The sequence below is a fragment of the Parvularcula lutaonensis genome, assembly GCF_014651915.1.
Lineage (GTDB): Bacteria > Pseudomonadota > Alphaproteobacteria > Caulobacterales > Parvularculaceae > Parvularcula > Parvularcula lutaonensis.
The window spans coordinates 992666-1004627 of the sequence record NZ_BMXU01000002.1 but is presented as its reverse complement, the minus strand read 5'-3'; the positions used below and the strand labels follow the sequence as shown (position 1 = coordinate 1004627).

Annotated in this window: 12 protein-coding genes; 8 read left to right on the top strand and 4 right to left on the bottom strand. The window is 63.1% G+C overall.

Annotated features, from left to right (window positions below; all coding sequences use genetic code 11):
• The first annotated feature begins 56 nt into the window (after positions 1-56).
• Both tnpC and IE053_RS13280 read left to right on the top strand, forming a co-directional pair.
• Positions 57-1556 carry an IS66 family transposase gene (gene tnpC / locus IE053_RS13285; RefSeq protein WP_189576763.1) on the top strand — a complete coding sequence of 500 codons (1500 nt, stop codon included), beginning with the start codon at positions 57-59 and terminating at the stop codon, positions 1554-1556.
• A gap of 374 nt (positions 1557-1930) precedes the next feature.
• Positions 1931-2206 carry a hypothetical protein gene (locus IE053_RS13280; RefSeq protein WP_189576761.1) on the top strand — a complete coding sequence of 92 codons (276 nt, stop codon included), beginning with the start codon at positions 1931-1933 and terminating at the stop codon, positions 2204-2206.
• A 77-nt stretch (positions 2207-2283) separates the two neighbouring features.
• Here IE053_RS13280 and IE053_RS13275 read toward each other — a convergent pair whose 3' ends face one another.
• The gene (locus IE053_RS13275; RefSeq protein WP_189576759.1) at positions 2284-2802 is read right to left on the bottom strand and encodes a phosphoribosyltransferase; all 519 of its coding nucleotides are present in this window, start codon (positions 2800-2802) and stop codon (positions 2284-2286) included.
• Between the two features lie 161 nt (positions 2803-2963).
• On the opposite strand from IE053_RS13275, the gene IE053_RS13270 reads away from it, so the two are divergent.
• The 3 genes from IE053_RS13270 (at position 2964) to guaA (ending at position 5561) form a co-directional block, all read left to right on the top strand.
• A complete protein-coding gene (locus IE053_RS13270; protein ID WP_189576757.1) occupies positions 2964-3386 on the top strand; it encodes a hypothetical protein in 423 nt (140 codons plus the stop codon).
• A gap of 108 nt (positions 3387-3494) precedes the next feature.
• Complete coding sequence (gene mscL / locus IE053_RS13265; RefSeq protein WP_229786225.1) at positions 3495-3926, top strand: large conductance mechanosensitive channel protein MscL; 432 nt, start codon at positions 3495-3497, stop codon at positions 3924-3926.
• Positions 3927-3989: 63 nt separating this feature from the next.
• Positions 3990-5561, top strand: a complete 1572-nt coding sequence (gene guaA, locus IE053_RS13260) for a glutamine-hydrolyzing GMP synthase (RefSeq protein ID WP_189576755.1) — start codon at positions 3990-3992, stop codon at positions 5559-5561.
• Positions 5562-5564: 3 nt separating this feature from the next.
• Here guaA and IE053_RS13255 read toward each other — a convergent pair whose 3' ends face one another.
• Positions 5565-6011, bottom strand: coding sequence for an AAC(3)-I family aminoglycoside N-acetyltransferase (locus tag IE053_RS13255; protein WP_189576753.1), 447 nt, complete (start codon positions 6009-6011; stop codon positions 5565-5567).
• Positions 6012-6114: 103 nt separating this feature from the next.
• Here IE053_RS13255 and IE053_RS13250 point away from each other — a divergent pair, with 103 nt between their 5' ends.
• The 3 genes from IE053_RS13250 (at position 6115) to IE053_RS13240 (ending at position 9424) form a co-directional block, all read left to right on the top strand.
• Entirely contained in the window at positions 6115-7602 is a 1488-nt protein-coding gene (locus IE053_RS13250) for an SLC13 family permease (RefSeq protein WP_189576751.1), read from the top strand.
• 219 nt (positions 7603-7821) lie between these two features.
• Entirely contained in the window at positions 7822-8601 is a 780-nt protein-coding gene (locus IE053_RS13245; RefSeq protein WP_189576749.1) for a DUF1499 domain-containing protein, read from the top strand.
• Between the two features lie 10 nt (positions 8602-8611).
• A complete protein-coding gene (locus tag IE053_RS13240; RefSeq protein WP_189576748.1) occupies positions 8612-9424 on the top strand; it encodes a hypothetical protein in 813 nt (270 codons plus the stop codon).
• Here the strand turns inward: IE053_RS13240 and IE053_RS13235 are convergent.
• Both IE053_RS13235 and IE053_RS13230 read right to left on the bottom strand, forming a co-directional pair.
• On the bottom strand, positions 9421-9573 hold the full coding sequence (locus IE053_RS13235; protein ID WP_189576746.1) for a hypothetical protein: 153 nt from the start codon (positions 9571-9573) through the stop codon (positions 9421-9423). The genes IE053_RS13240 and IE053_RS13235 overlap by 4 nt on opposite strands.
• Before the next feature lie 176 nt (positions 9574-9749).
• The gene (locus IE053_RS13230; RefSeq protein WP_189576744.1) at positions 9750-11804 is read right to left on the bottom strand and encodes a PHA/PHB synthase family protein; all 2055 of its coding nucleotides are present in this window, start codon (positions 11802-11804) and stop codon (positions 9750-9752) included.
• Positions 11805-11962: the final 158 nt, after the last annotated feature.

Here is an 11962-nt window from a genome sequence, read left to right as displayed (position 1 = left end):
CTTGCTCTTTGACATCGTTGATTCCATCGGGCGGCGAAGCGCTTCAAGTGTTGCGTATGCCGACGAAGCCTCCCTCCGATCTCCCCGAAGACGTCGGGGCCCTGCAGGGTCTGGTCGTCCACCAGGCGCTCGAGATCGAGAAGCTCAAGCACCAGCTCGCCATCCTTCGGCGGCACAGGTTCGGAACGAAGAGCGAAGGACTGGATCAGCTCGAACTCGGCATCGAGGATCTTGAAGAGACAGCTGCAGAAGCTGGCGCATCAGCCTCTTCGGACGACCCTGCCTCTTCAGAGAGTGCCGATCCGAAGAAGAAGCCAAGGCGCAAACCCTTGCCCGAGCACCTGCCGCGCCAGGATGTGGTCCATGAGCCGCAGAGCGCCTGTTCGGACTGCGGCAAGCCGATGAGGCACCTCGGTGAGGACATCCGCGAGGTTCTGGACTATGTCCCCGGACGCTTTGTGGTGCACCGGCACGTGCGACCCAAGCTGTCGTGCCGCGACTGCGGGACGATCGCCCAGAAGCCGATGCCGAGCCTGCCCATCGTGCGCGGCATGCCGGGTCCCGGCCTCCTGGCTCACGTGCTGGTCTCAAAGTACGCAGATCACCTTCCCCTCCATCGCCAGTCGCAGATCTACGGCCGGGAGGGCATCGATCTCGATCGCTCAACGATGGCGGACTGGGTAGGCCAGTGTTCGCGCTTGCTTCGCCCCCTGGTCGATACTATCGGGAAGCACGCACTGGGCGGCGAGGCGCTCTTCACTGATGACACGCCGGTGCCGGTCCTCGACCCTGGCCGGGGGCGCACCAAGACCGGGCGGCTGTGGACCTATGTTAGAGACGAACGACCTTGGGCGGGACCGGCACCACCTGCTGCCTTCTACCGCTACTCACCGGACCGGAAGGGCGAGAGGCCGAAGGATCACCTTCGCAGCTTCGAAGGCTTTATGCACGCCGATGGGTACGGCGGGTACGACAAGATCTACGGCAAGGAGATCGTCGAGGTGGCGTGCATGGCGCACGCCCGCAGAAAGTTGTTCGACATCGCCAAGAGCACGGGCTCACCTATCGCGAAGGAGGCGGTGGAGCGTATTGCAGAGCTCTACGCGGTCGAAAAAGAGGCTCGCGGCAAGAGCCCTGCCACCCGTGTCGCCATCCGCAAGGAGAAGGCCGAGCCGATCTTCGATGACCTCGAGGCCTGGCTGCACCAAACCCTTCCGCAGCTGCCCGGAAAGGGTGAGCTGGCCAAGGCCATCCGCTACACCCTCGGACGGATGAAGCGCATGCGGAGCTATCTTGAGCACGGAGAATGCGAGTTGGATAACAACACCGCAGAACGCTCTCTGCGCGGTATAGCCGTCGGACGGAAAAACTGGACCTTCGCCGGGTCCGACGTCGGAGGTGACCGTGCTGCTGCGATCTATACCCTCACCGAGACCGCCAAGCTCAATCGCGTCAATCCGCAAGCCTGGCTCACCGATGTCCTCACTCGCATCGCCGACCACCCGGTGAACAAGGTCCACGAGCTGCTGCCCTGGCACCTCGCGTCGGACAGTTGACGGTCATCACCGGACGGATACGGGCCGGTGGTCAGCTGTCCGTGACGGCTGCCTTCGTGCGTGAGCTGATGTTCGGCCGTGCGAGGGATCGTCTGCCACCGGTGAGGCGCGTCGCTCGTGGTTTGAGCTCCTTCAGACCACGGCGGACCCCTAGAATGAGAATCAGCAAGTGCCGTGGTCAGGCGGCGCGCCTCGTCCCCGCACCCCGCAAGCGGCCATCCGCGTGCGTCCTAAAGCTATCCGCCCTACAGCGCCGCGGAGAAACCAAGCGTCCGACCGGACGCCGGGCGGCCAGCCCGCCCCGTCGGAGGCGCCGCGCGCCGTGAGACACAACAAACCCTAGGCGGCCAGCCCGCCCGCCGGGAGACCAGAAAATGCCCCGCAACCACCGCCAAAAAGCCTCCCGCAAGAAACGCGACGAACGCATCAAGCGCGCCAATCTCGACGACCCCTTCAACGGCGACACCGAGGCCCTGAAGGCGCACCTGATCGCCAAGCTCGCGCACCACGCCCGCACCCTCGGCCGGGAGGAGCTCCTCCGCCGGGTGAGGGAGCGCGGCCTCGAACCGCCTGCCTCGGCGCAGGAGCTTCTCGATGCCTTGAGGGTCCGCCCCGACGACCCACCAACGGCGCTCGATCGACAAAATTGAAATCGCGGTTTCGCCGAACCATCCCCGCCTGGTGCAGATGAGGCACGATAGTCCCGTCGGCAGGCCAGCCGGAGCGGCTAACCGTTCAGGGCGCCGATCGTCGGTACCCCGCGCTGCAGGCCCTTGTCGTCCATGCCGTAGCCCACGAGAAACGCGTCGGCCGGTGCTTCGAAGAGGGCGTAGTCAGCATCGACCGGGACCGCGCGTTCCTTGTCCTTGCGGACAGCGACCGCGATCGCCACGCGGGCGGCCTTGCGCTCCCGCAGCATGGTCTGGCCATGGGCGAGGCTGCGCCCTGAATCGAGGACGTCGTCGACGAGGAGGACCGTGCGGCCGGCCAGATCCAGGGTGAAATCCTTCACCACGCGGACGAGGCCCGAACTTTCGCGGCCGTGGCCGTAGGAGGCGAGCTGCACGAAATCGATCTCCGGATCGGCGCCGGCCTTCACCAGCGCCCGCGCGAGGTCGGCTCCGAAGATGAACCCGCCTGTCAGGACCGGCGCGAGGACGAACCGCTTGCCCAGATCGGCGACGATGCTTGCGGCCAGCTCGTCAGCCCGTGCACGGATGTCCGCTTCGGTGAACAGGGTGCGCATGGGAAATGGGTCCTTCGTGGCGAAAGCGAAGCCATGCCACGCCGCGCCCTGTCGTTCCAGAGCCGATCTCGGAGGCGGAGATCGCGATGTGAGATTTCCGCTAGGAGGGACATTCGGACGCAGAGTAGGGTGCCTTCCTTGTGATGCAGGGAGGAACGACCATGAAACCGGGTATTCTCTTCTGGATCGTCGGCGTGCTGGCGCTCCTGTTCAACGGGTATGGCTGCTTCGATTACTTCATGACCGTCTCGGCGGGGACCGACTACCTCGCCTCCCAGGGCTGGTCCCAGGAACAGATCGCCTATTGGGAAGCCATGCCTGCATGGCGCGTCGCGCTCTGGGCGATCGGTGTTTTCTCCGGGCTTCTCGCGGCCATCCTGTTCCTGATGCGCAAGGCTTTCGCGGTTCTGCTCTTTGCCATCGGGCCGGTGGTGTTCGTCCTCAACCTCCTTGCCACGCTGTTCGATGGCGGCCCCGAGGTCATGGGAGCATCCTATTACGTCGCCAGCATGGTGGTCCTCGCGATCATCGTCTTTTTTTGGTGGTACGCCCGTCGCCAGAAGAAAAAAGGCGTCCTCGCCTGAGCGGTCGCGCAGGACTGTTTCCGCGGCGGGCTGCTGCGCGAACTTGTCAAATGCTAAGAAGCATCCACTGATGCCTGCGAAGCCTAGGTTTGCAGGAGGGACACCAGCATGGGCATTATCGATGAGTTCAAGGAGTTCGCGGTCAAGGGCAACGCGGTTGACCTTGCGGTCGGCATCATTCTCGGCGGTGCGTTCTCGACGATCGTGAAATCTCTGGTCAATGACGTCATCATGCCGCCGATCGGGTATATCGCTGGCGGTATCGACTTCGCGGATCTCTACTGGAACCCGTTGGGCGAGCGGTATGAATCCCTTGAGGCGGCGCGGGAGGCCGGCGCGCCGGTCATCGCTTATGGCCTCTTCATCAACAACGTCATCTCCTTCCTGATCGTCGCTTGGGCCGTGTTCCTGCTGGTCAAGGGCATGAACAGCCTGCAGCGCAAGGCGGAGGAAGAGCCGGAGGCAACGCCGGCCGAGCCTCCGAAAGAGATCCAACTCCTCACCGAGATCCGCGACGCGTTGAAATCGCAGTCCAACTGAGCAGGTGCAAAATGAGGCTGGCGGGGCGATTGAAACCCCCGCCGGACCCCGCTATGCGCCCGCATGGACCAACAGCACGCTGCCCAGCATCATGAGCGCATCCTGATCGTCGATTTCGGCTCTCAGGTGACGCAGCTCATCGCCCGCCGCCTGCGCGAAGACGGCATTTACTGCGAGATCCATCCGTACACGAAGACGGATGACGCTTTCCTGAAAGACTATGCGCCGAAGGGGATCATCCTCTCCGGTGGCCCGAAATCGGTGACAAGCGCCGATCGCCCGAACGTTTCCAATCTGCTTGGCTATGGCGTGCCTGTGCTCGGCATCTGCTACGGCCAGCAGGTGATGGTGAAGGAACTCGGTGGCGAGGTCGAAGTCTCCGGCGAGCGCGAATTCGGTCGTGCCGAGGTGAAAGCGACCGACCACTGCTCCCTGTTCCAGACCGTCTGGACAAAGGGCGGCAGCTACCCCGTCTGGATGAGCCACGGCGACCGGGTCATCAGCCTGCCGGAGGGCTTTTCCGTCGTCGGAACGAGCGAAAACGCCCCTTATGCGGTGATCGCCGACGAGGTGCGCCAGTTCTACGGCGTGCAGTTCCACCCAGAGGTGGTCCACACCCTCGACGGCGCGCGGCTGCTGTCGAACTTCACGCGCAATATCTGCGGTCTTTCCGGCGACTGGACCATGGCCGCCTTCCGGGATGAGATGATCGCGAAGATCCGCGAGCAGGTCGGCGACGGCAAGGTCATCTGTGGCCTCTCCGGCGGCGTCGACAGCGCGGTGGCGGCCGTCCTGATCCACGAAGCGATCGGCGACCAGCTGACCTGCGTCTTCGTCGATACGGGCCTGATGCGGATGGACGAGGGCAAGCAAGTCGTCGAGCTGTTCCGCAACAGCTACAACATCCCGCTGATCCACGTCGAAGCCGAGGGCCTGTTCCTCAGTGAGCTGAAGGGCGTCGACGACCCGGAGCAGAAGCGCAAGATCATCGGCCGTCTTTTCGTGGAGATCTTCGAGAAGGAAGCCGGCAAGGTCGAGGGCGCGAAGTTCCTTGCCCAAGGCACACTTTACCCGGACGTGATCGAGTCGGTCTCCGCGACCGGCGGCCCCTCGGTCACGATCAAGTCGCACCACAATGTCGGTGGACTGCCCGAGCGCATGGGCCTCGACCTCGTCGAGCCGCTGCGCGAGCTGTTCAAGGACGAGGTGCGGGCGCTCGGCCGGGAGCTTGGCCTTCCTGACGCCTTCGTAAAGCGCCATCCGTTCCCTGGGCCCGGCCTTGCGATCCGCATCCCTGGCGAGGTCGACAAGGAAAGTGCTGACCTCTTGCGCAAGGCCGACAAGATCTATCTCGACGCCATCCGCGAGGAGGGACTTTACGACGAGATCTGGCAGGCCTTCGCCGTGCTGCTTCCCGTGCGGACAGTCGGCGTGATGGGCGATGCGCGGACCTATGACCGTGTCCTCGGCCTGCGCGCCGTGACCTCGACTGATGGCATGACGGCGGACACCTATCCGTTCACGCATGATTTCCTGAGCCGGGTCTCGACAAAGATCATCAACAACTGCGTCGGCATTGGCCGCGTGGTCTACGACATCACGTCGAAGCCGCCAGGCACGATCGAGTGGGAGTGAGCCTCAGGGCTTGATATCGAAGTGGAGGACGTCCTCGCGCGTCCCCAGCTTCGTGTAGAGCGCGATCGCCTCATCGTCGCCGTGGTCAGCCTGCACGAAAATCGTCCAGGCACCACAAGCCTGCGCAATCAGGCGCAGCTCATCGATCAGCGCAGTTGCGATGCCCTTGCGCCTGTGCCGCGCATCAACGGCGAGATCGTAGATATAGATCTCACTGCGCTGCTGTTCGAACTTTAGCAGCTCATAGGCGCAGAGGCCGCCGACCACCTTGCCCTTCGCCAGCGCCGCGAGCGCGAAGAACGTCGGATCCCCGAGCCGCTCACGCTGGTAGGCAGCGCTCACTCCCTCCGCCGAATAGTTCCCAGGCTCCACGAACGCCTCCCCAAACATCCTCATCATCTTCCGGAAGAGAGAAACATCGTCCGGGCCAAGCCGTTTGATTTCAGCCATGGCGCACCTCCTCCCTGAAAGGTCATGATCCAGCGCCGAGGATCAACCATCACCGGCAGCCGCGGTTGACAGTCCGGGCGATGCAGGGTCCGGTATGCCGGTCATGGCAGAACCCCGGATCTCCGCGCGCGAGGCGGCTGCGAAGTCGAAGGCGCAGCTCATCGGCCTGTTCCTCGGGCCTGCAGTCTTTGTCGTCCTCATGCTCATCGGCGCTCCGGCGGAGCTTGGCTTCTCCGGTTGGGTGGTCGTCGCTCTCCTTTCGCTGATGGCGATCTGGTGGGTCACCGAGGCGATCCCCATCCCGATCACCTCGCTGTTACCGCTCGTGGTCCTGCCCATGTTCGGCGTGCGGAACATTCAAGAGGCCGCTGCGCCTTATGCCGACAGGATTATCATCCTGCTGCTTGGCGGCTTCATCATCGCAAAGTCCGTCGAGCGCTGGGGGCTTCATGAGCGCCTCGCATTGCTTACGGTCAGCCAAGCGGGCGCGAAGCCAGCCGGGCTGTGCCTCGGCTTCCTGATCGCTTCGGCGGTGCTGTCCGCGTGGATTTCCAACACCGCCACGACGATCATGCTGATGCCCGTGGCGCTCTCCGTGGCCCAGAGCCTTGGCGCGAAGAAGGGTGAGGGCGCACCGCTCGCGGTGGCTCTCTGCCTCTCTGTCGCCTATGGAGCGTCGATCGGCGGACTGGCCACGCCAGTGGGCACGCCTACGAACCTGATCGTCATCGGCGCGCTGGAGCAGGTCGGTGATGACCGCCTCGACTTTGCCACCTGGATGAGCTTCGGTGTCCCCACGGTCCTCCTGATGATCCCGGCGGCGTGGTTCGTCCTGACGAAGCTGTCAGGTCCGATCGGCACGCCTGCCGGCAACCCCCAGAAGGTCGTCCGCGAACGGCTCGAAGCCCTCGGTGACTGGACCAGGCCAGAGATCCGCACGCTGATCGTCTTCAGCGTGATCGCATTCTTCTGGATCTTCCGGCGGGCATTCATCCAGGACCTGACGCTCTTTGGTGTCGCACCTTTCGCGGGGCTCACGGACCACGTCATCGCCATAGCGGGTGCCATCGCGATGTTCCTCGTGCCGGCGGGCTGCAAGCAAGACCGGGGCGCGATGCTGCTCGACTGGGACACCGCGAAGGACATTCCCTGGGATGTGGTCCTCCTCTTTGGCGGAGGCCTGAGCATCGCCGCGGCGATGACCTCCACGGGCCTCGGCACTTACCTCGCGGACCAGATGGCGGGACTCACCTCGCTGCCCGGCGTGCTCCTGATCCTCGTCTTCGCGATGTTCGTGATCTTCTGGACCGAAGTGACATCCAACGTCGCCACGGCTGCAGCGCTCATGCCTGTGATCGTGGCGGTTGCTGCCGCGGCAGAGATGGACTTGGCAGCGCTTGCCATCCCGGTGGCGCTGTCGGCGTCCTGCGCCTTCATGTTCCCGATGGCGACTGCGCCGAACGCCATTGCGTTTGCTACCCACGAGGTTTCCATCGCGCGCATGGCGAGGATCGGGATCAAGCTCAACCTCATTGCCGTACTGATTATCACGCTGGTCGCTTCGGTGCTCACGCCCCTGATTATCCGCTAGCGCTTACAGGGGGCTGTTCCGGGTCATGGAGAAGGTGCTCGACGCTGGCCGGAAGCGGGGGGCAACTGACTGCCGGGGTTGGGGCCATCGGCGATCATCGCAGTCTTCTCTTCGGATCATGACCACCTAAGGTGTAAGACGTCTCCTTTCGTGCCGCGGCGCTCGCCCTTGCCTGCCGTGCGTGCTACTTCTCTTTCTGGTTTTTCCAGGGAGGGGCTGATGAAAGCCTGGCCGCGTTTTGTCGTCCTCGTGACGCTCGTTATCGCACTTTCGGTTCTGGTCGTGATCTATGGCTACAATTGGGGCCTCTGGGGGCTCGGGGCAGTCTTCGGCATGTTCCGGAACCCGATCGTGCTGGGGGCGCTCGGCATTGGTGCCCTTGGCAGCGTCGCCGCCGCCGGTGTCCTGCTTGCGCGCAGGAGTTTCCTCGCAGGGGTCGCTGCTTTCGCGGTCGCCCTGACGGCGGGCGGCCTTGGCTACCTGCCGATCTGGATGAAGGCGCAGGCGGAAAGCGTGCCGCCGATCCACGACATCACGACCGACTGGGTAAATCCGCCCGAATTCGTGGCGATCCTTCCCCTGCGCGCCGATGCCCCGAACCCGCCCGAGTATGACGGGACCCAGACCGAACAGCAGCTCGAAGCCTATCCGGACATCAAGCCTTTGGTGATGCAGAAGCCACTGCCCGAAGCGTGGGAGATCGCCATGGATGCGGTGAAGAAGGAAGGCCTGCGCATTGTCGCTGCCGAGCCTGCCGAGGGGCGGATCGAGGCCTATGCGACGGTGCCGCTCTTCGGGTTCAAGGATGACGTAGTTATCCGCCTGCGGAACGCTCACAATGTCGCTACCGTTGTCGATATCCGTTCCAAGTCGCGGGTGGGCAGGTCCGACCTCGGCTTCAACGCGCGACGGATCCGAAGCCTGCTCGCCGAGATGGAGAAGCAGGGCGGTCGCATCACCATGGAAGAAGACACTGTGCCCGAGGACGACGCGAACTAACTCGGGTTCCGTGCCGTCTCTCCGTAAAAGCCTCGATCGCAAGGCGAGTTTTCTCTACCGGCTGCCCTTCGGCTTCGCTTTCGAGGCAGCGGCCTGGCGCCACCGTGCGAAGCCCCTGCCGGACCTCCGATTCCTGATTGTCGCGCAGGGGCGGACGGGCAGCACGTTCCTCACGTCCAGTCTCAACAGCCATCCGCAGCTTGTTTGTGCCGACGAGATCCTCGATCGCCCCATGCTCCTCCCGCGGGCCTATGCCGAGAACCGCGCCCGTGGTGCCGGGGGCCTTGGATTCGGCTTCCACACGAAGCCGATGGACCACCTCGTCCGTATGCAGCGCGAACAGGATGTCCGCCGCTTTCTCTCGGCGATGCACGGCGATGGCTGGAAGATCATTCATCTCTGCCGCGCCCATCACCTCGCTCATCTCATCAGCTTGCAGGTCGCGAGAGAGAACCGGGTCTATCATGTCACGGAGAGCAAGCAGCTCCGCAAGAAGACCGTCTCCCTCGACCCTGACAAGATCACGCGGCGCGTGGCCGGCCGCGCCGATGCCATGGCGTGGGAGCGGAGGCTGCTGGAAGACATCCCCCACCTTGCCCTCGAGTACGGACGGGACATCAAGTCACCTGAGGTCCAGGACCAGACGCTCCTCCGTATCCAGAACTTCCTGGGGATCGAGCCCATGCCGACCTCAACGCCACTGAAGAAAGCGGTCACCAAACCGCTGTCCGATACTGTCGAGAACTGGCCTGAGGTCGAGCGGGCGCTCAGCGGCACCGAATACGCTTACCTGTTGACGGAGGCGGAAGGGGTAAAACCCTAGGCTTTGGCGACCTTTTTGGGTTCGTTGTCGTTGCGCGGCGGTTCGTCACGAAGGGTACGGAAGATCTGGTCCGCGCGCACGGAGCGTCGGTACTCGGTCGAAGCGAGTTTCTCGAGAAGCTCTCTGGTTTTTGACCTTTGATCAGTCATCCCTGCGACCCTGAACGATTTCCTTTACCGCTCATTAATGTGAGACGTGCGCCCTTGTCCTTAACGAAAGGTGAACCGCGTCGTCCCGGCAATCAAGAGCCCGTAAGTTAGAAAAGAACCGTTGCAGACTTGCCAACAACGACGCGTGATTTTGTTTCGAAATCGAATGCCCGCAGTTACTCCGCACGCACCTTGACGTAGGACCCTGGTGCGTCCTCGATCGGCGTCAGCTCACCGTCGCCGGGCCGTGGCGCAGGGATCTCGCCGCCGGACCTCTCGTTCAGCCACTCGATCCAGTAGGGCCACCAGCTGTACTGGTGCATCTCGGCATCGGCTTTCCAGGCATCGAGACTGTCGGGCAGGTTCTCATTGGTCCGGTAGTGGTACTTCTTCTTGTCCGGGTGGTTGATGACCCCTGCGATGTGGCCGGACCCAGCCAGCATATAGGTCACGTCGCCCCCGAAGAGCTTCGCCGAACGGTAGACCGAGTTGGGCGGCGCGATATGGTCCTTCTCGCCGGCCTGCATGAAGACAGGCGTGTTCACGGCGGTCAGGTCGATCGGCACCCCCTCGATCTCCAGCTCGCCCTTGGCCAGTTTGTTGTCGCGGTAGAAATTCTTGAGGTAATAGAGGTGGCACGCCTTTGTCATCCGCGTGCTGTCGGCATTCCAGTAAAGAAGGTCGAACTTCTTCGCTTCCTTGCCGAGATAATAGTTGTCGACGAAGGCCGACCAGATGAGGTCGTTCGGCCGCAGCATGTTGAAGGTCCGCGCCATGGCAGAGCCTTCGAGCACGCCGCCTGACGCGTCGATCTGCTTCTCGATGTTGGCCAGTTGCTTGTCGTCGATGAAGAGAAGGAGGTCGCCGGCCTCGCTGAAATCCGTCTGTGCGGTGAAGAAGGTCGCGGTATTGATCCGCTCATCACCCTGCTGCGCCATGTAGCCCAGCGTTGTCGCCAGCAGCGTGCCGCCAATGCAGTAGCCGATCGTATCGTAGCTCTCCGCGCCGGTGGCGCGGGTGACGGCTTCGAGGGCTTCGTAGACGCCTTCGCGCATATAGTCCGGGAACGACTTGTCTTTCAGCTCCGGCCCCGGATTCACCCAGGAGACGACGAACACCGTCCGGCCCTGGTCGACGAGCCAGCGTATGAAACTGTTCGAAGGCTGAAGGTCGAGGATGTAGAACTTGTTGATCCACGGCGGGAAGATCACCATGGGCCGCTCGGCCACGGTTTCTGTCGTCGGCTCGTACTGGATGAGCTGCATGAGGTCGTTCTGGTAGACGACCTTGCCCGGCGTGGTGGCGAGGTTTTCGCCAACCTTGAAAAAATCGAGATCGGCCTGCCTGATCGCCAGCTCGCCGTGGCCGCGCTCGAGGTCGGCCATGAAATTCTCGAGGCCCTTGATGAAATTGGCGCCCTTCGTCGCCATCGCCTCCTCGACCACGTCGGGATTGAGGGCGGGGACATTGGTGGGCGACATGGCCGAAAGGAACTGGTCCGCATGGAACTGCGCCCGCCGCTTGGTGGCGTCGTCGATCCCTTCGGCCTTGTCGATGGCCTCATAGACCCAGCGCGACAGGATCAGGTAGCTCTGCTTGACGAAGTCGAGGGCCGGGTTCTCCTCCCACGCCTTGTTCTGGAAGCGGCGGTCCGAAGGGCTCGGTTCGACGACCGGTTCGGCGTCCTTGTTGCCAGAGAGCTTCTCGGTCATGGTCGCGAAGAGCTTGGTGTAATTGTCCCACAGCGACATCTGCAGGTTCATCACCTTCAACGGGTCGGAGGTGATGGCGGTGACCACCTCGCTCGTCGCCTCGGCAACGTTCAGGGGGTCTGCCGGCTCGACGGTTCCGCGCAGGCCCCTGTCGATCCGGCGCTCGGCCGCATCGCGCAGGACCTCCTGCGCCTTGATGTTGATGTCGGCCATCGTCCGCGCGAGCTGGGCCATATCCGTATAAGGACCAAGATCGGCAGCGACAGCGCCTGCAAAGGGATTGTTCGCGGGCGGATTCTTCACCTGCTCGGCGGGGATGGGACCCTTCTTCGGGGCAGCTTCTTTCGGTGTGGACTTCTTGGGAGTGGCCTTGCTGACGCTGGCCTTTTTCGCATGCGCCTTGCGGGGAGCTGCCTTCTTCGCGGGCGCTTTCCGGGCAGGCGCCTTCTTCGCCGCGCTCTTCTTCGCGACCGCTTTTTTCGCGGCAGGCTTTTTCGTGGTCGGCTTGTCGTCGGCCATGTCGGCAGCCTTCTCGCTTGTGGCTTTGGTTGTCCTACGACGCGGAGGCGTCGTCGGCGCAGTGGTCTTTTGCGTCCTGGACATCGAAAAACCTCTTAATTTTTACCCGCTGGTCGTTTCCGACGAACATGTTCAAAAGCGAAGCAGGAGCTGAATGC

Excerpts from the sequence above, each read along its gene's own strand:
- IE053_RS13255 (WP_189576753.1), bottom strand. The coding sequence starts at position 6,011 with ATGGCTGAAATCAAACGGCTTGGCCCGGACGATGTTTCTCTCTTCCGG.
- IE053_RS13230 (WP_189576744.1), bottom strand. The coding sequence starts at position 11,804 with ATGGCCGACGACAAGCCGACCACGAAAAAGCCTGCCGCGAAAAAAGCG.
- IE053_RS13275 (WP_189576759.1), bottom strand. The coding sequence starts at position 2,802 with ATGCGCACCCTGTTCACCGAAGCGGACATCCGTGCACGGGCTGACGAG.
- IE053_RS13270 (WP_189576757.1), top strand. The coding sequence starts at position 2,964 with ATGAAACCGGGTATTCTCTTCTGGATCGTCGGCGTGCTGGCGCTCCTG.
- mscL (WP_229786225.1), top strand. The coding sequence starts at position 3,495 with ATGGGCATTATCGATGAGTTCAAGGAGTTCGCGGTCAAGGGCAACGCG.
- guaA (WP_189576755.1), top strand. The coding sequence starts at position 3,990 with ATGGACCAACAGCACGCTGCCCAGCATCATGAGCGCATCCTGATCGTC.
- IE053_RS13250 (WP_189576751.1), top strand. The coding sequence starts at position 6,115 with ATGGCAGAACCCCGGATCTCCGCGCGCGAGGCGGCTGCGAAGTCGAAG.
- IE053_RS13235 (WP_189576746.1), bottom strand. The coding sequence starts at position 9,573 with ATGACTGATCAAAGGTCAAAAACCAGAGAGCTTCTCGAGAAACTCGCT.
- IE053_RS13280 (WP_189576761.1), top strand. The coding sequence starts at position 1,931 with ATGCCCCGCAACCACCGCCAAAAAGCCTCCCGCAAGAAACGCGACGAA.
- tnpC (WP_189576763.1), top strand. The coding sequence starts at position 57 with ATGCCGACGAAGCCTCCCTCCGATCTCCCCGAAGACGTCGGGGCCCTG.
- IE053_RS13245 (WP_189576749.1), top strand. The coding sequence starts at position 7,822 with ATGAAAGCCTGGCCGCGTTTTGTCGTCCTCGTGACGCTCGTTATCGCA.